The sequence below is a fragment of the Lichenicola cladoniae genome, assembly GCF_013201075.1.
GTDB classification, from domain to species: domain Bacteria; phylum Pseudomonadota; class Alphaproteobacteria; order Acetobacterales; family Acetobacteraceae; genus Lichenicola; species Lichenicola cladoniae.
In genome coordinates this window covers 1,134,290-1,150,816 of the sequence record NZ_CP053708.1, presented here as the reverse complement: position 1 = coordinate 1,150,816, position 16,527 = coordinate 1,134,290, and the positions used below count along the sequence as shown (strand labels likewise).

Annotated in this window: 14 protein-coding genes; all 14 read right to left on the bottom strand. The window is 64.1% G+C overall.

Annotated elements, in window-relative coordinates:
• The 14 genes from rpsS to rplA all read right to left on the bottom strand — a co-directional run bounded on the left by rpsS (position 1) and on the right by rplA (position 16,526).
• Positions 1–279: a 30S ribosomal protein S19 gene (gene rpsS, locus HN018_RS05220; RefSeq protein WP_171834517.1), complete on the bottom strand. Its 279-nt coding sequence runs from the start codon at positions 277–279 to the stop codon at positions 1–3.
• A gap of 15 nt (positions 280–294) precedes the next feature.
• Complete coding sequence (gene rplB / locus HN018_RS05215) at positions 295–1,125, bottom strand: 50S ribosomal protein L2 (RefSeq protein ID WP_171834516.1); 831 nt, start codon at positions 1,123–1,125, stop codon at positions 295–297.
• Positions 1,126–1,141: 16 nt separating this feature from the next.
• Entirely contained in the window at positions 1,142–1,438 is a 297-nt protein-coding gene (locus tag HN018_RS05210; protein ID WP_171834955.1) for a 50S ribosomal protein L23, read from the bottom strand.
• 35 nt (positions 1,439–1,473) lie between these two features.
• Entirely contained in the window at positions 1,474–2,088 is a 615-nt protein-coding gene (gene rplD / locus HN018_RS05205) for a 50S ribosomal protein L4 (protein WP_171834515.1), read from the bottom strand.
• A gap of 11 nt (positions 2,089–2,099) precedes the next feature.
• The gene (gene rplC / locus HN018_RS05200) at positions 2,100–2,801 is read right to left on the bottom strand and encodes a 50S ribosomal protein L3 (RefSeq protein ID WP_171834514.1); all 702 of its coding nucleotides are present in this window, start codon (positions 2,799–2,801) and stop codon (positions 2,100–2,102) included.
• A gap of 10 nt (positions 2,802–2,811) precedes the next feature.
• Positions 2,812–3,120, bottom strand: a complete 309-nt coding sequence (rpsJ, locus tag HN018_RS05195; protein WP_012227960.1) for a 30S ribosomal protein S10 — start codon at positions 3,118–3,120, stop codon at positions 2,812–2,814.
• Between the two features lie 48 nt (positions 3,121–3,168).
• Positions 3,169–4,359, bottom strand: a complete 1,191-nt coding sequence (tuf, locus tag HN018_RS05190) for an elongation factor Tu (RefSeq protein ID WP_171834513.1) — start codon at positions 4,357–4,359, stop codon at positions 3,169–3,171.
• Between the two features lie 75 nt (positions 4,360–4,434).
• A complete protein-coding gene (gene rpsG / locus HN018_RS05185; RefSeq protein WP_171834512.1) occupies positions 4,435–4,911 on the bottom strand; it encodes a 30S ribosomal protein S7 in 477 nt (158 codons plus the stop codon).
• Positions 4,912–4,925: 14 nt separating this feature from the next.
• Entirely contained in the window at positions 4,926–5,297 is a 372-nt protein-coding gene (rpsL, locus tag HN018_RS05180) for a 30S ribosomal protein S12 (protein ID WP_171834511.1), read from the bottom strand.
• 427 nt (positions 5,298–5,724) lie between these two features.
• A complete protein-coding gene (gene rpoC, locus HN018_RS05175; protein ID WP_171834510.1) occupies positions 5,725–9,918 on the bottom strand; it encodes a DNA-directed RNA polymerase subunit beta' in 4,194 nt (1,397 codons plus the stop codon).
• An 88-nt stretch (positions 9,919–10,006) separates the two neighbouring features.
• Positions 10,007–14,179, bottom strand: a complete 4,173-nt coding sequence (rpoB, locus tag HN018_RS05170; RefSeq protein WP_171834509.1) for a DNA-directed RNA polymerase subunit beta — start codon at positions 14,177–14,179, stop codon at positions 10,007–10,009.
• 333 nt (positions 14,180–14,512) lie between these two features.
• The gene (rplL, locus tag HN018_RS05165; RefSeq protein WP_171834508.1) at positions 14,513–14,890 is read right to left on the bottom strand and encodes a 50S ribosomal protein L7/L12; all 378 of its coding nucleotides are present in this window, start codon (positions 14,888–14,890) and stop codon (positions 14,513–14,515) included.
• 90 nt (positions 14,891–14,980) lie between these two features.
• Positions 14,981–15,520 carry a 50S ribosomal protein L10 gene (rplJ, locus tag HN018_RS05160; RefSeq protein ID WP_171834507.1) on the bottom strand — a complete coding sequence of 180 codons (540 nt, stop codon included), beginning with the start codon at positions 15,518–15,520 and terminating at the stop codon, positions 14,981–14,983.
• A 310-nt stretch (positions 15,521–15,830) separates the two neighbouring features.
• Positions 15,831–16,526: a 50S ribosomal protein L1 gene (rplA, locus tag HN018_RS05155; protein ID WP_171834506.1), complete on the bottom strand. Its 696-nt coding sequence runs from the start codon at positions 16,524–16,526 to the stop codon at positions 15,831–15,833.
• Position 16,527 lies beyond the last annotated feature (1 nt).

Genomic DNA, 16,527 nt, shown 5'->3' with positions numbered 1-16,527 from the left:
TTAGCCGCGCCTCGCCTTCTTGTCGGACGAATGCCCTGTGAAGGTGCGCGTCGGCGAGAACTCGCCAAACTTGTGTCCGACCATGTTCTCGTTGACCTGCACGGGCAGGAACTTGTGACCGTTATAGACACCGAACACGAGGCCGACGAACTGCGGCAGGATCGTGGAGCGACGCGACCAGATCTTGATCACTTCGTTACGACCCGATGCGCGCGACGCCTCGGCCTTGTTCAGCAGATACCCGTCAACGAACGGGCCTTTCCAGACGGAACGTGCCATCTCTGTTTGCCCCCCTTACTTGCCGGTCTTGCGGCGACGGATGATCAGGCTGTCGGTGCGCTTGTTACCACGCGTCTTGTAGCCCTTGGTCGGCTTGCCCCACGGGGTAACCGGATGACGACCGCCCGACGTACGACCCTCACCACCACCGTGCGGATGGTCGACCGGGTTCATGACGACGCCGCGGTTATGCGGACGACGGCCCATCCAGCGTGCGCGACCGGCCTTGCCGATGCTCTGGTTCATGTTGTCCGGGTTCGACACCGCACCGACAGTCGCCATGCATTCGCCGCGAACGACGCGCAATTCGCCGGACTGCAGCTTGATCTGCGCGTAGCCGCTATCCTTGCCGACCAGCTGGGCATAGGTGCCCGCGGAGCGCGACATCTTGCCGCCGGCGCCCTGCTTCAGCTCGATGTTGTGCACGATCGTGCCGACCGGAATGGCCGACAGCGGCATCGCGTTACCCGGCTTGATGTCGACGCGTGCGCCGGCAATCACCTGGTCGCCAGCCTTGATACGCTGGGGAGCCAGGATATAGGCCAGCTCGCCATCGGCGTACTTCACCAGCGCGATGAACGCCGTGCGGTTCGGGTCATACTCGATCCGCTCGATCGTGCCGACAACGTCGAACTTGCGACGCTTGAAGTCCACGAAACGATAGGTCCGCTTGTGACCACCACCCCGGAAGAACGATGTCGTCCGACCGTGATTGTTACGTCCACCGGTATTGTGCTTGCCCTCGGTGAGGGTCTTGACCGGCTTGCCCTTCCACAGTTCGCTGCGGTCGATCAGGACCGTTCCGCGCAGCGACGGTGTGACAGGCTTAAAGTGCTTTAATGCCATCGAAATCTACCCCGCGTCAGGCGAGCCGGGCGGAGAGATCGATCGACTGACCCTCCGCAAGCTGCACAAACGCCTTCTTGACGTCGGAACGAACACCAGGACGACCACGGAAGCGCTTCGTCTTGCCCTTCTGGATCAGCGTGTTCACCCCGAGAACCTTCACACCGAACAGACCCTCGACCGCAGCCTTGATCTGCGGCTTGGTCGCATCGATCGATACCCGGAACACGACCTGGTTCTTCTCGGAAAGCGCGGTGGCCTTCTCGGTGATCAGCGGCGCGCGGACGATGTCATACATCGCCTCGCGCGACATGCGCTCGGCCGACCGGCGGATCGCCAGGATATTGGTCATGCCAGGCGCTCCTTCAGGCCTTCGAGCCCGGCGCGGGTGATCGCCAGAACTTCATGGTTCAGGATGTCGTAGACGTTGGCGCCGACGGACGGCAGCACGTCGATCTTGGGCAGGTTGCGGGCGGAGCGCAGGAACGCCTCGTCCACGATGCCATCCACGATCAGTGCCGATGTCCAGCCGAGAACCTTCAGCTTCGCCGCGAGCTCGGCGGTCTTGGCCGTGCCGTTCGCCACGTCGAGGACGATCAGCTTGCCATCCGCATGCTTCTGCGACAGCGCCGAGATCAGGCCGAGCCGGCGAACCTTCTTGGGAAGGCTGAAGGCGTGGCTGCGCACGACGGGTCCATGCACGGCGCCACCGGTCCGGAACTGCGGAGCGCGCAGCGAACCCTGGCGGGCGTTACCGGTGCCCTTCTGCTTGTAGGGCTTGCGGGTGGTGCCCGAAACCTCGCCCATGCCCTTCACCTTGTGGGTGCCGGCACGGCGCTTGGCGAGCTGCCACTGAACCACGCGCGCCATGATGTCGCTGCGCGGGGTTGCCCCGAAAATCTCGTCAGGCAGGCTGGTCGAACCAGCGCTACCGTTGTCGAGGGTCTTGATATCGACGTCCATTGCCCTCTTCCTCAGCCTGCAGCCGGTGTGGTGGCTGCCGCTTCGACGAGTGCGGCCGGATACGGCGCATCGACGTGGCGAGCCTTCTTGATCGCATCGCGGATCCGCACGTAGCCATTCTTGCCACCGGGAATGGAACCGCGAACCATGACGAGGCTCCGCTCTGCATCCACGAGAGCGATCTCGAGGTTCAGAGTGGTCACCCGCTCCATGCCGAGATGGCCAGGCATCTTCTTGTTCTTGAAGGTCCTGCCCGGATCCTGGCGGTTACCGGTCGATCCGAGGGACCGATGGCTGACCGACACGCCGTGCGAGGCTTCGAGACCTGCGAAGTTCCAGCGCTTCATACCGCCGGCGAAGCCCTTGCCCTTGCTGGTCCCGGTCACGTCAACCTTCTGGCCGACCACGAAATGGGCGGCAGACAGGGTGACGCCGGACTCGAGCAGGGCGTCTTCGGCTACGCGGAACTCCGCGAGCTTCTTCTTCGGCTCGACCTTCAGGCCGGCGAAGTGGCCACGGTTCGGCTTGGAAACATGCTTCACCTTGGCGTTGCCGTAACCGAGCTGGACGGCGTTGTAGCCGTCGCGAGCCTGGGTACGAACATCGACCACCTGCACATTGTCGAGGTGCAGGACGGTGACCGGCACATGTGTGCCGTCGTCCTTGAAAAGCCGGGTCATACCCAGCTTTTTTGCAATCAATCCGGTGCGCATCGTCTGGACCTTACAGCTTGATCTCGACATCCACGCCGGCGGCGAGGTCGAGCTTCATGAGTGCGTCCACGGTTTGCGGTGTCGGCTCGACGATGTCGAGCAGCCGGCGATGAGTCCGAATCTCGAACTGCTCGCGGCTTTTCTTGTCCACATGAGGGGAGCGGTTAACGGTGAATTTCTCGATATGCGTCGGCAGCGGGATAGGACCCCGAACCCGCGCACCCGTACGCTTCGCCGTGTTAACGATTTCCTTTGTGCTGTTATCCAGCACGCGGTGATCGTACGCCTTCAGGCGAATGCGGATGTTCTGGTTGTCCATATTAACTCAAGTCCAACTTCAGTTCGGGGCCTCTGTCTCGGCTGGGTTTCAGGCCTGGATCGATGCAACCACGCCGGCGCCGACTGTGCGGCCACCTTCGCGAATTGCGAAACGAAGACCCTCGTCCATCGCGATCGGGGCAATCAGCTCGACATCCATCGAAATGTTGTCGCCCGGCATCACCATCTCGGTGCCCTCGGGAAGCTGAACCACACCGGTCACGTCGGTCGTGCGGAAGTAGAACTGCGGACGATAGTTGGTGAAGAACGGCGTGTGACGGCCACCCTCTTCCTTCGTCAGGATGTAGGCCTCGGCCTTGAACTTGGTGTGCGGGGTGATCGAACCCGGCTTTGCAAGCACCTGGCCGCGCTCGACGTCTTCACGCTTCGTGCCGCGCAGCAGCGCGCCGATGTTGTCGCCGGCCTGCCCGCGATCGAGCAGCTTGCGGAACATCTCGACGCCGGTAACGACGGTCTTGACGGTGTTCTTGATGCCGACGATCTCGACTTCCTCGCCGACATTGACGACGCCGCGCTCGACGCGGCCGGTGACGACGGTGCCACGGCCGGAGATCGAGAACACGTCCTCGATCGGCATCAGGAACGGACGGTCGATCATGCGCTCGGGCTGCGGGATGTAGGCATCGACTGCCGCCATCAGCTCGATCACCGAATTCTCGCCGAGGGTCTTGTCGCCGTCATTCAGGGTGACGAGCGCGGAGCCCTTCACGATCGGAATGTCGTCGCCCGGGAACTGGTAGGACGAAAGCAGCTCGCGCACTTCCATCTCGACGAGCTCGAGCAGCTCGGGATCATCGACCTGATCAACCTTGTTCAGGAACACGACCAGTGCCGGAACGCCGACCTGACGGGCAAGCAGGATGTGCTCGCGGGTCTGCGGCATCGGGCCATCGGCTGCGGACACGACCAGGATCGCACCGTCCATCTGGGCGGCACCGGTGATCATGTTCTTCACGTAGTCGGCGTGGCCCGGGCAATCGACGTGGGCGTAATGGCGGTTCTTGGTCTCGTACTCGACATGGGCAGTCGAGATCGTGATGCCGCGAGCGCGCTCCTCAGGAGCCTTGTCAATCTGGTCGTAGGCCGTGTAGACGGCGCCGCCGGACTTCGCCAGCGTCTTGGTAATTGCAGCAGTCAGCGACGTCTTGCCGTGGTCAACATGGCCGATCGTGCCGATGTTGCAGTGCGGCTTGTTCCGCTCAAATTTAGCCTTTGCCATTGTCTCTCTCCGTTGACCCGCCGAATGGCGCCGGTCGGTCGGGTTGGAAGGGTTCTAACTAGACGGCTGCGCTTGCTACCAGCGGTAGTGGCTGAAGGCCTTATTGGCTTCGGCCATCCGATGCGTATCTTCGCGCTTCTTCACGGCGGAACCGCGATTGTTCACTGCATCCAGCAACTCGTTCGACAGCCGGTCCTGCATCGTGTGCTCGCCGCGCTTGCGTGAGCTATCGATGAGCCAGCGGATCGCCAGAGCCTGGCGGCGCTCGGTGCGGACTTCGACGGGCACCTGGTAGGTGGCACCACCGACGCGACGCGAACGGACCTCGACGGCCGGCTTCACGTTGTCCAGCGCTTCGTGGAACATGCGGACCGGGTCGGCGGCAGAGCCACCACGACGGCGCATGGACTCGAGCGCACCATAGACGATGCTCTCGGCGGTGGATTTCTTGCCGTCGTACATCAGCGCATTCATGAAACGCGTGATGACGACGTCACCGAACTTGGGGTCCGGAAGGATGTCGCGCTTTACTGCGCGGCGGCGGCGGCTCATGCCTCGATATCCTCTTACTTCGGCCGCTTGGCGCCGTAGAGCGACCGGCGCTTACGACGTTTTGCGATTCCCTGGGTGTCGAGCACGCCACGCAGGATGTGATAGCGCACGCCTGGTAGATCCTTCACGCGCCCGCCGCGGATCAGCACGACGCTGTGCTCCTGCAGGTTGTGACCCTCACCAGGGATATAACTCACGACTTCGAAGCCGTTGGTCAGGCGCACCTTGGCGACCTTACGAAGAGCCGAGTTCGGCTTCTTCGGGGTGGTCGTGTAGACGCGAGTGCAGACGCCGCGCTTCTGCGGGCAACCCTGCAGAGCGGGAACCTTATTGCGCTTGGGAGCGGGTTCGCGTCCCTTTGCGATCAGCTGGTTGATGGTCGGCATACGCCCTTCCCAATCCTCGAAAGTCGGCGACCAGCCTAATATCGAGAACCAAACACCGCCATCAACAACGATACACCGCCAAGATGGGACGATCCCATCGACGGTGGTCTGAACACATGCGGCCTTGGCCCCCTGTAGTAACGGGAGCGGCGCCGCACACGAAGTGCTGCATCTGACGGCGTCCGACGTCTTGAGACGGGGCTAGCCGAGGGCCGGATACCTACGGGGGGCCGGACCATGAGTCAAGCAAATGCGGCCGGATATCGCCCGATTCGGATGGAACCGATTGCACGATCGGTATTCGCTTCCTGCACGGCGGACGCGCCCGCCGAGAAATGCCCAAGAAAAAGGCCGGCCGGGTTTCCCCGGCCGGCCTGAAGTCGCCTCGAATGCCGCCCAGGAGCTGCCTGGACGGCCTTCGGTGGACCTACTCCGCCGCCTTGATGTTCGTCGGCATGTCGCGACCCAGCACACGCTGCTTGTCGCGGCCAGCGGCCACGGCACGCAGCTTGTTCATCACGCTGCCCGTTCCCGCGGGGATCAGGCGGCCGACGATGACGTTTTCCTTGAGGCCGTTGAGCGTATCCACTTTGCCGGCCGTGGCCGCCTCGGTGAGCACGCGCGTGGTCTCCTGGAAGGACGCCGCGGAGATGAACGAGTGGGTCTGCAGCGAGGCCTTGGTGATGCCCTGGAGCACCGGCATCGCCTGTGCCGGACGCTCGTTCGCCTGCAGGCGCTTGTTGTTCTCCGCCTCGAACTCGAAGCGATCGACCGTTTCACCGACCAGGTAGGTCGTGTCACCCGGCTCGAGCACTTCCACCTTCTGCAGCATCTGCCGGACGATGACCTCGATGTGCTTGTCGTTGATCTTCACGCCCTGGAGCCGGTAGACGTCCTGGATTTCGTTGACCAGGTAGTCCGACAGCGCCTCGACGCCGAGCACCTTGAGGATGTCGTGCGGCACCCGCGGACCATCGACCAGCGGGTCGCCCTTGCGCACGAAGTCGCCTTCCTGCACCGAGACGTGCTTGCCCTTCGGGACCAGGTAGTCGGTCTCTTCCTGGGTCTCGTCGTTCTTCACGATCACCCGGCGCTTGGCCTTGTAGTCCTTGCCGAACTCGATGCGGCCGTCGGTCTCCGCGATGATCGCATGGTCCTTCGGACGCCGCGCCTCGAACAGCTCGGCCACGCGCGGCAGACCGCCGGTGATGTCGCGGGTCTTGCTGCCCTCGCGCGGGATACGCGCCAGCACGTCGCCGGCATGCACCGTGGCGCCGTTCTCGACCGAGAGGATCGAGTCCGGCGACAGGAAGTAGCGCGCCTCGCCGCCGTTGCCGAGCTTGAGCACCTCGCCTTTGTCGTCCTTGAGCTGCAGCCGCGGGCGAAGATCGATGCCCTTGGAGGCCTGCTTGTAGTCGACGACGATCTTCGAGGTCAGGCCGGTGACTTCGTCCATCCGCTCGACCAGCGTGATGCTGTCGATCAGGTCGAGGTATTCGACCTTGCCGGCGCGCTCGGTGATGATCGGAAGGGTGTACGGGTCCCACTCGGCCAGCTTCTGCTGCCGCACGACCGTCGCACCCTCGTCCACCAGCAACCTGGCGCCGTAGGGGACGCGGAAGCGCGCGCGCTCGCTGCCCTTGTCGTCGGTCAGCACGATCTCGCAGTTACGAGACATCACCACCGGCACGTTCATGCTGTTCTGCACGACGTTGCGGTTCTTCACGTTGACCACGCCGTCATGCGACGCCTCGACCATCGACTGCTCGGCACCGCGCTGGGCCGCACCACCGATATGGAAGGTGCGCATGGTCAGCTGGGTTCCAGGCTCGCCGATCGACTGGGCGGCGATCACGCCGACCGCCTCGCCGATGTTGACCGGCGTGCCGCGGGCGAGATCGCGCCCGTAGCACAGGCCGCAGACGCCGACGCGGCTGTCGCAGGTGAGAACCGAGCGGATGAGCATGCTCTCCACGCCGGAGTTCTCGACCAGCTCGGCTTCCGCCTCGCCGATCAGCGTGCTGCGCGGCAGCACGACACTGCCGTTCAGCGGTGACAACACGTCGGTCGCGGTGGTCCGCCCGAGGATCCGTTCGGACAGCGAGGACACGACCTCGCCGCCATCCATCACCGCGCGCACCGTCAGGCCGCGCTCGGCGCCGCAATCCTCTTCGACGATGATGCAATCCTGCGCCACGTCGACGAGACGGCGGGTCAGGTAGCCCGAGTTCGCGGTCTTCAACGCGGTGTCCGCGAGACCCTTGCGGGCGCCGTGGGTCGAGGTGAAGTAGTCGAGGACCGACAGGCCTTCCTTGAAGTTGGCGATGATCGGCTGCTCGATGATCTCGCCCGACGGCTTGGCCATCAGGCCCCGCATGCCGGCCAGCTGCTTCATCTGCGCCGGCGATCCACGGGCACCGGAATGGCTCATCATCCAGACCGAGTTGGTCTGCTTGCCGATCTCCTGCCTGGAGATCTCCTTCATCATCGCGGCCTGCACTTCGTCGGTGCAGCGCGACCAGGCATCCACCACCTTGTTGTAGCGCTCGCCGGCAGTGATCAGGCCGTCCTGATACTGCTGCTCGAACTCCTTCACTTCGGCCGTGGTGCGCTCGACCAGCGGCTTCTTCGCGTCCGGGATGATCATGTCATCCTTGCCGAACGAGATGCCGGCCTTGGCAGCCTGCGTGAAGCCGAGACCCATCAGGCGATCGGCGAAGATCACGCACTCCTTCTGACCGCAATGGCGGTATACGGCGTCGATGACGTCCGAGACGTTCTTCTTGGTCAGCTGCTTGTTGAGCAGGGTGAACGGCACCGCGGGATGCTTCGGCAGGATCTGCGCGATCAGCATGCGGCCCGGCGTGGTGACGACTGTGCTGCGGACCTTCTTGCCTTCGGCATCGACGGTCTCGTAGCGGGCACGGATCTTGTCGTGCAGCTTGATCGCCTTCTCGGCGAGCGCGAACTCGATCTCGCCGATCGAGCCGAACGCGCTGGCGCCGACCTTGGTGACCTTACCCTGGTCGTCGTACTCGTTCTGGTCGGGCGTCTCGCGGAACTCGGCCGTCTCGAGCGACAGGTAGTAGAGACCGAGCACGATGTCCTGGCTCGGCACGATGATCGGCTTGCCGTTCGCCGGGCTCAGGATGTTGTTGGTCGACATCATAAGCACGCGGGCTTCGAGCTGGGCTTCGAGGCTCAACGGAACGTGCACGGCCATCTGGTCGCCGTCGAAGTCGGCGTTGAAGGCGGTGCAGACCAGCGGATGCAGCTGGATCGCCTTGCCTTCGATCAGCACCGGCTCGAAGGCCTGGATGCCGAGGCGATGCAAGGTCGGCGCGCGATTCAGCATCACCGGATGCTCGCGGATGACTTCCTCGAGGATGTCCCAGACCTCGGGACGCTCCTTTTCCACCATGCGCTTCGCAGCCTTGATGGTGGTGGCGTGACCGTACTTCTCGAGCTTGGAGTAGATGAACGGCTTGAACAGCTCGAGCGCCATCTTCTTGGGCAGGCCGCACTGGTGCAGCTTCAGCTCGGGACCGACGACGATTACCGAACGACCCGAGTAGTCGACGCGCTTGCCGAGCAGGTTCTGGCGGAACCGCCCCTGCTTGCCCTTCAGCATGTCGGACAGCGACTTCAGCGGGCGCTTGTTCGCACCGGTGATGGCGCGGCCACGGCGGCCGTTATCGAACAGGGCGTCGACGCTCTCCTGCAGCATGCGCTTCTCGTTGCGCACGATGATGTCGGGCGCGCGCAGCTCGATCAGGCGCTTCAACCTGTTGTTGCGGTTGATGACGCGGCGATACAGGTCGTTCAGGTCGGACGTGGCGAAGCGGCCGCCATCGAGCGGCACCAGCGGACGCAGTTCCGGCGGAATGACCGGAACGACGTCCAGGATCATCCAGTCCGGACGCGAGCCGCTCTCGGCGAACGCCTCGACCAGCTTCAGGCGCTTGACCAGCTTCTTGCGCTTCGCCTCGGACGTGGTGTCCTTGAGGTCGGCGCGCAGCTTCACCTTCTCGGCGTCGCAATCGACGCTGATCAGCACGGTCTTGATCGCTTCGGCGCCGATACCGGCCCGGAAACCGTCCTCGCCGAACTCGTCCTGCTTGGCGAGAAGCTGGTCCTCGTTCAGCAGCTGGTGCAGCTTGAGGTCGGTCAGGCCCGGCTCGAGAACCACGTAGCTCTCGAAATACAGGATCTTCTCGAGCTCCTTGAGCGTCAGATCGACCATCAGGCCGATGCGGCTCGGGAGCGACTTCAGGAACCAGATATGGGCGACCGGCGAGGCCAGCTCGATATGGCCCATGCGCTCGCGGCGCACCTTCGCCAGCGTCACTTCGACGCCGCACTTCTCGCAGATGATGCCGCGGAACTTCATCCGCTTGTACTTGCCGCACAGGCACTCGTAGTCCTTGATCGGACCAAAGATGCGGGCACAGAACAGGCCGTCCCGTTCCGGCTTGAAGGTGCGGTAGTTGATGGTCTCCGGCTTCTTGATCTCGCCGTAGGACCAGGAGCGGATCTGCTCCGACGATGCCAGCTGGATCTTGATCTGGTCGAAGGTCTGCGCCTGGCCGGTCTGGCCAAGGATCTTCATCAGTTCGTTCATGCGCCGAATACCCCTGAGAAAGGGACGCCGGCGACCTTGGTCGCCGGCAAACCGTTAGGATAGAAAAGGAGGATGGGAGAAACCGGTATCAATTGCCGCTCTGCTCCAGATCCACGTTCAGGCCGAGGGACTTCAGCTCCTTGACGAGCACGTTGAAGCTCTCGGGGATGCCGGCCTCGAAGTCGTCCTGCTCGCGCACGATCGCCTCGTAGACCTTGGTGCGTCCGGACACGTCGTCCGACTTCACCGTCAGCATCTCCTGCAGCGTGTACGCGGCACCGTATGCCTCGAGCGCCCAGACCTCCATCTCGCCGAAGCGCTGGCCACCGAACTGCGCCTTTCCGCCCAGCGGCTGCTGGGTGACGAGCGAGTACGGTCCGATCGACCGCGCATGGATCTTGTCGTCCACGAGATGGTGCAGCTTGAGCATGTAGACGTAGCCCACGGTCACCTTGCGCTCGAACGGCTCGCCGGTGCGCCCGTCGGTCAGCTGCGACTGGCCGGACGTGTCCAGGCCTGCCCGGGTCAGCATCTCCTCGATATCGGAGATGCGTGCGCCGTCGAACACCGGGGTGGCGATCGGCACGCCCTTGCGCAGGTTGTTGGCGAGCTCGATTAGCTGCTCGTTCGGCAACGTTGCGATGTCGTCGCGGTAGACCTCGTCGCCATACACGCTCTTGAGCTCGTCGAGCAGGGCCTGCTTGGCGTTGCCGGTGCGCATGTACTCGTCGACCAGCTCGCCGATGCCCTTGCCGATATTGGCGCACGCCCAGCCGAGATGGGTCTCGAGGATCTGCCCGACATTCATCCGCGACGGCACGCCGAGCGGGTTGAGCACCAGGTCGACCGGGGTGCCGTCCTCGAGGAACGGCATGTCCTCGACGGGGGTGACGCGAGACACGACGCCCTTGTTGCCGTGACGTCCGGCCATCTTGTCGCCCGGCTGCAGCTTGCGCTTCACCGCCACGAACACCTTGACCATCTTCATCACGCCGGGCGGCAGCTCGTCGCCGCGCTGCAGCTTCTCGACCTTGCTGTCGAAGCGCGCCTGGATGCGCCCGACGGCTCCGTCGAACTCGCGCTTCAGCGTCTCGATCTCGGCAACTGCCTGGTCGGACGACAGCACCATGTTGCGCCAGGTTCCACGCGGATGCTCGCCGAGGACTTCCTCGGTGATCTCCGTGCCGGACTTGACGCCCTTGAAGCCGGCGCCGGCCTTCTGCCCGAGCAGACGCTCGCGCAGACGGTTGTAGAACGACCGCTCCTGGATCGCGCGCTCGTCGTCGCGGTCCTTGGCCAGACGCTCGATCTCGGCGCGCTCGATCGCCATCGCGCGCTCGTCCTTGTCCACGCCGCGACGGGAGAACACCCGCACGTCGACGATCGTCCCGGTGGTGCCGGGCGGCAGCTTGAGCGAGGTGTCGCGGACGTCGGAGGCCTTCTCGCCGAAGATGGCGCGGAGCAGCTTCTCCTCCGGCGTCATCGGGCTCTCGCCCTTTGGGGTGACCTTGCCGACCAGGATGTCGCCCGGGTTCACTTCCGCACCGACATACACGATGCCGGCCTCGTCGAGGTTGCGGAGCGCTTCCTCTCCGACGTTGGGAATGTCGCGGGTGATCTCTTCCTGGCCGAGCTTGGTGTCGCGCGCCATGACCTCGAATTCCTCGATGTGGATCGAGGTGAAGACGTCGTCGCGGGCGATCCGCTCGGAGATGAGGATGGAGTCCTCGAAGTTGTAGCCATTCCACGGCATGAACGCGACCAGCACGTTCCGGCCGAGGGCCAGCTCGCCAAGGTCGGTCGACGGGCCGTCGGCGATGATGTCGCCGAGGACCACCCGGTCGCCCACGCGGACCAGCGGACGCTGGTTGATGCAGGTCGACTGGTTGGAACGCATGTACTTGCGCAGCCGGTAGATATCGACGCCCTGGGTGGCGCCGCTCTCGTCGGTGGCACGCACCACGATGCGGGCACCGTCGATCTGGTCGACCACGCCGGGACGGCGGGCGATGATGGTGGCGCCGGAGTCACGGGCGACCGCGGCCTCCATGCCGGTGCCGACCAGCGGCGCATCGGACTGGATCAGCGGCACCGCCTGGCGCTGCATGTTCGAACCCATCAGCGCGCGGTTGGCGTCGTCGTTCTCGAGGAACGGGATGAGCGCCGCGGCGACCGACACGAGCTGCCTCGGCGACACGTCGCAGGCGGTCACGTCCTCCGGTTTCACCAGCCGGAAGTCGCTGCCACGGCGGACCGAGACCAGCTCGTCGGTGAGGTTGCCGTCAGCGTCCTGGGCCGCGTCGGCCTGGGCGACGACGAGCTTTTCCTCCTCCATGGCGGAGAGGTACTTCCAGCCGGTCTGCAGCGCGCCGTCCTTGACCAGGCGGTACGGCGTCTCGATGAAGCCGTACTTGTTCACCTTGGCGTATGTGGCAAGCGAGTTGATCAGTCCGATATTCGGGCCTTCCGGCGTTTCGATCGGGCAGATGCGGCCGTAATGGGTCGGATGCACGTCGCGCACTTCGAATCCGGCGCGTTCCCGTGTGAGACCGCCAGGGCCCAAGGCCGACAAGCGACGCTTATGCGTCACTTCCGACAGCGGGTTGGTCTGGTCCATGAACTGGCTCAGCTGCGACGACCCGAAGAACTCGCGCACGGCCGCAGCGGCCGGCTTCGCGTTGATCAGGTCGTGCGGCATGACGGTGTCGATATCGACCGATCCCATGCGCTCGCGGATGGCGCGCTCCATGCGGAGCAGGCCGACGCGATACTGGTTCTCCATCAGCTCGCCGACCGAACGTACGCGGCGATTGCCGAGATTGTCGATGTCGTCGATCGTGCCGCGGCCGTCCTTCAGCTCGCACAGGATCTTCACCGTGCGGATGATGTCTTCCTTGCGCAGCACACGCACGGAATCCTCGGCATCGACGCTGAGGCGCATGTTCATCTTCACGCGGCCGACGGCGGACAGGTCGTAGCGGTCGCCGTCGAAGAACAGGCCACGGAACAGGGCTTCCGCGGTGTCCGGGGTCGGCGGCTCGCCCGGGCGCATCACGCGGTAGATGTCGACCAGCGCATCGTCACGCGAGCTGTTCTTGTCGACCGCGAGGGTGTTGCGGATCCACGGGCCGTTGCTGTTGTCGACGGCGAGCGTCGGCAGGCTGTCGATGCCCATTTCCTCGAGCGCCAGCAGGCGTGGCTCGGTGAGCTCCTCGCCCGCCTCGCCGTAGATCTCGCCGGTGTCCTCGTTGATCAGGTCGTAGGCCACGAACCGGCCAAGGAGATCGGCGCGGCCGACCAGCACTTCCTTGGTGTTCTCGGCGATCTTGCGGGTCGCACGCGCTGTCAGCTTGTCGTCGGCCTTGGCCACGATCTCGCCGGTGTCGGCATCGACCAACGGCTCCAGCAGCTTCATGCCGCGGAACGCATCGGGATCGAACGGACGCGCCCAGCCCTTGGCGGACTTCACGAACACCACTTGGCCGTAGAAGTTGGACAGGATCTCGTCCGCATCCATGCCGCGCACGTCCATCGCATCGACGTCGCCGCCATCTGCGATCTTCTTGGCACGGGCGGCCTCGGAGGCCTTGCTCTCGAGCGCGTACAGCAGCGTCGTCACCGGCAGCTTCCGCTTCCGGTCGATGCGGACATAGACCATGTCCTTGCTGTCGAACTCGAAGTCGAGCCACGAGCCGCGATAGGGGATGACGCGGGCGGCAAACAGGAACTTGCCCGACGAGTGGGTCTTGCCCTTGTCGTGATCGAAGAACACGCCCGGGCTGCGGTGCATCTGGCTGACGATGACGCGCTCGGTGCCGTTGATGATGAAGGTGCCGTTATCCGTCATCAGGGGCATGTCGCCCATGTAGACGGGCTGCTCCTTGATATCGCGGATCGAGCGGCTGCCGGTGTCCTCGTCCACGTCCCAGACGATCAGGCGCAGGATCACCTTCAACGGCGCGGCATAGGTCATGCCCCGCTGAATGCATTCCTCGACGTCGTATTTCGGCTCCTCGAGCTCATAATGCACGAACTCCAGCCGGCCACGGCCGGCGAAGTCGTTGATCGGGAACACCGAGCGGAACACTTCCTGCAGACCCGATGGCGTCCGGCTATCCGGCGCCACGTTCATCTGCAGGAACGTCTCGTAGCTCGAGCGCTGCACATCGATCAGATTGGGCATCGGAGCCACTTCGGGGATGCGCCCGAAGCTCTTGCGGATGCGCTTGCGTCCCGTGAACGATTTGGTCATCGCGTTCATCGTATGTCCTGCCCCGTCACCTGACAGCCGGCCGATCCGTCTGGACGATCCAAATGGGTTGCAAGACCACTTAGAGCGCCCCGACCAAACGGCGAGGCCGAAAATTCCGTTCGCGGTCCGGCCTGCGCCGTACCACTTCCCGCTCCGAGAGCGGGCCTTCTACTGCCGCAAGCGCCCGACCCGCCGGAACAAATCCGGAGGATCAAGGCGCTGCACGGCAGAGAGGGCGGGAACCATTGCTGATTCCCACCCTGACTTTCTCGTCGTCAACCGGTCGTCGAACGAGCCCGATCCGCAGATCCAGCCTGATCGAACGCCCTCAGTGTCGCGTTCTTATTTGACTTCGACAGAGGCGCCCTGCTCTTCCAGCATCTTCTTGTACTTGGCCGCTTCGTCCTTCGTGACGGCTTCCTTGACCGTCTTCGGGGCGCCCTCGACCAGATCCTTGGCTTCCTTGAGGCCTAGGCCGGTGATGGTGCGGATTTCCTTAATAACGTTGATCTTCTTCTCGCCAGCCTTGGTCAGAATGACGGTGAACTCAACCTGCTCTTCGACGGGAGCAGCCGGGCCGCCGCCGCCGGCGGGTGCCGCTGCGGCGACCGGTGCCGCGGCGGAAACGCCCCACTTCTCTTCGAGGAGCTTGGAAAGCTCGGCTGCCTCGAGAACCGTCAGTGTGGACAGCTCGTCGACTAGCTTTGACAGATCGGCCATGATTTGATCTTCCTGATATAAACGCTGTGTGGTTCCATGCAAGCCCGGTTCCCGGGCCTGCGATCACTTTTGCTGATCGGTCGAGACTGCTTACGCGGCCTCGACGGTCTCGGCGACCTCTTCGTCCTTGTTGGCATAGGCCCCGAAGACCCGCGCAAGCTGTGCTGCCGGTGCCTGGAGAATGCCTGCGATGCGGGTGGCCGGCGTGGAGATGAGCCCCACCAGCTGTGCACGCAGAACGTCCAGGGACGGCAGCTCGGCCAGTGCCTTGATGCCATCCGCATTGAGCGTCTGAGCACCGAGGGCACCGCCGAGAATGACGAGCTTGTCGTTGGTCTTGGCGAACTCGACAGCCACCTTGGCCACCGCTACCGGGTCGTGCGCCCACGCAAGCGCGGTCGGACCCTTCAGCAGGGGTGCAATGCTGTCGAATCGGGTCCCATCCAGGGCGAGTATGGCCAGCCGGTTCTTCGCGACCTTGAAGGTCGCACCCGCCGCGCGCATCCGGCTTCGCAGCACCGTCACCTGAGCGACCGTCAGCCCGTCATTACGGGTGACGACGACCATTGAGGTCTCTGCGAAAACGGTGGCGAGCGAGGATACGAACTCCCGCTTCTCCGTACGGTCCAAATCCCGTCTCCGTCGTGGCTCGACAGACAGCACGTGCCTGCAGAGCCGGGTTGCCCTGAGACCGGTCCATGTCCCGGCACGAGGCCTGGACGCGAACCGATCCGGTTCGCCTGTCCTGAAGAAGTCGGAACCACCAGGGTGAGCTGGCGTCTCCCGTCTCCCGCGCGCGAACCCGAAGGTCCATTGAGGCATGAAGCCACGTGCGGTCTTGGACAGGTTCGGAAGAGCGGGCCCGACCGGACCCCTCCCCTGTTCGAGAACGTCGCCTCCCGAGGGAGCCGGCGCTCAACGCATTCTTGTTGAGCCGGCGTCAGACCGCGGCGAGGGTGGACACGTCCACCGTCACGCCCGGACCCATCGTCGAGGACAATGCCGCCTTCTGCAGGTAGACGCCCTTGGCTCCGGTCGGCTTGGCCTTCTGGATGGCATCGACCAGCGCCCGGATGTTCTGCGCGAGCTTGTCCTCGTCGAACGACGCCTTGCCGATGCCGGCATGGATGATGCCCGCCTTCTCGGCACGGAACTCGACCTGGCCGGACTTGGCGGCAAGGACGGCGCCCTTGACGTCCATGGTCACGGTGCCGAGCTTCGGGTTCGGCATCAAGCCGCGCGGCCCGAGGATCTTACCAAGGCGACCGACCAGGGCCATCATGTCCGGCGTCGCGATGCAACGGTCGAACCCGATCTCGCCAGCCTGGATCTTTTCTGCAAGCTCTTCGGCGCCGACCACATCGGCTCCGGCAGCGGTTGCTTCCTCGGCCTTCGCACCGCGGGCGAATACGCCGACGCGGAGGGTCTTGCCGGTGCCGTTGGGCAGGCTCAGCAGGCCACGGACCATCTGGTCGGCGTGACGCGGATCGATGCCGAGGCCGAGCGACAACTCGACGGTCTCGTCGAACTTGGCGGTGGCATTGCCCTTCACCAGTGCGATGGCGTCGGCAAGGCTATAGGCCTTGTTGTGCTCGACCTTGGCCGAGGCAGCTTCGAGACGCTTGTTCTTGGCCATC

Excerpts from the sequence above, each read along its gene's own strand:
- rplA (WP_171834506.1), bottom strand. The coding sequence starts at position 16,526 with ATGGCCAAGAACAAGCGTCTCGAAGCTGCCTCGGCCAAGGTCGAGCAC.
- rpsS (WP_171834517.1), bottom strand. The coding sequence starts at position 279 with ATGGCACGTTCCGTCTGGAAAGGCCCGTTCGTTGACGGGTATCTGCTG.
- rpoB (WP_171834509.1), bottom strand. The coding sequence starts at position 14,179 with ATGAACGCGATGACCAAATCGTTCACGGGACGCAAGCGCATCCGCAAG.
- rpsG (WP_171834512.1), bottom strand. The coding sequence starts at position 4,911 with ATGAGCCGCCGCCGCCGCGCAGTAAAGCGCGACATCCTTCCGGACCCC.
- rpsL (WP_171834511.1), bottom strand. The coding sequence starts at position 5,297 with ATGCCGACCATCAACCAGCTGATCGCAAAGGGACGCGAACCCGCTCCC.
- rplC (WP_171834514.1), bottom strand. The coding sequence starts at position 2,801 with ATGCGCACCGGATTGATTGCAAAAAAGCTGGGTATGACCCGGCTTTTC.
- rplD (WP_171834515.1), bottom strand. The coding sequence starts at position 2,088 with ATGGACGTCGATATCAAGACCCTCGACAACGGTAGCGCTGGTTCGACC.
- rpoC (WP_171834510.1), bottom strand. The coding sequence starts at position 9,918 with ATGAACGAACTGATGAAGATCCTTGGCCAGACCGGCCAGGCGCAGACC.
- rpsJ (WP_012227960.1), bottom strand. The coding sequence starts at position 3,120 with ATGGACAACCAGAACATCCGCATTCGCCTGAAGGCGTACGATCACCGC.
- rplB (WP_171834516.1), bottom strand. The coding sequence starts at position 1,125 with ATGGCATTAAAGCACTTTAAGCCTGTCACACCGTCGCTGCGCGGAACG.
- HN018_RS05210 (WP_171834955.1), bottom strand. The coding sequence starts at position 1,438 with ATGTCGCGCGAGGCGATGTATGACATCGTCCGCGCGCCGCTGATCACC.
- rplL (WP_171834508.1), bottom strand. The coding sequence starts at position 14,890 with ATGGCCGATCTGTCAAAGCTAGTCGACGAGCTGTCCACACTGACGGTT.
- tuf (WP_171834513.1), bottom strand. The coding sequence starts at position 4,359 with ATGGCAAAGGCTAAATTTGAGCGGAACAAGCCGCACTGCAACATCGGC.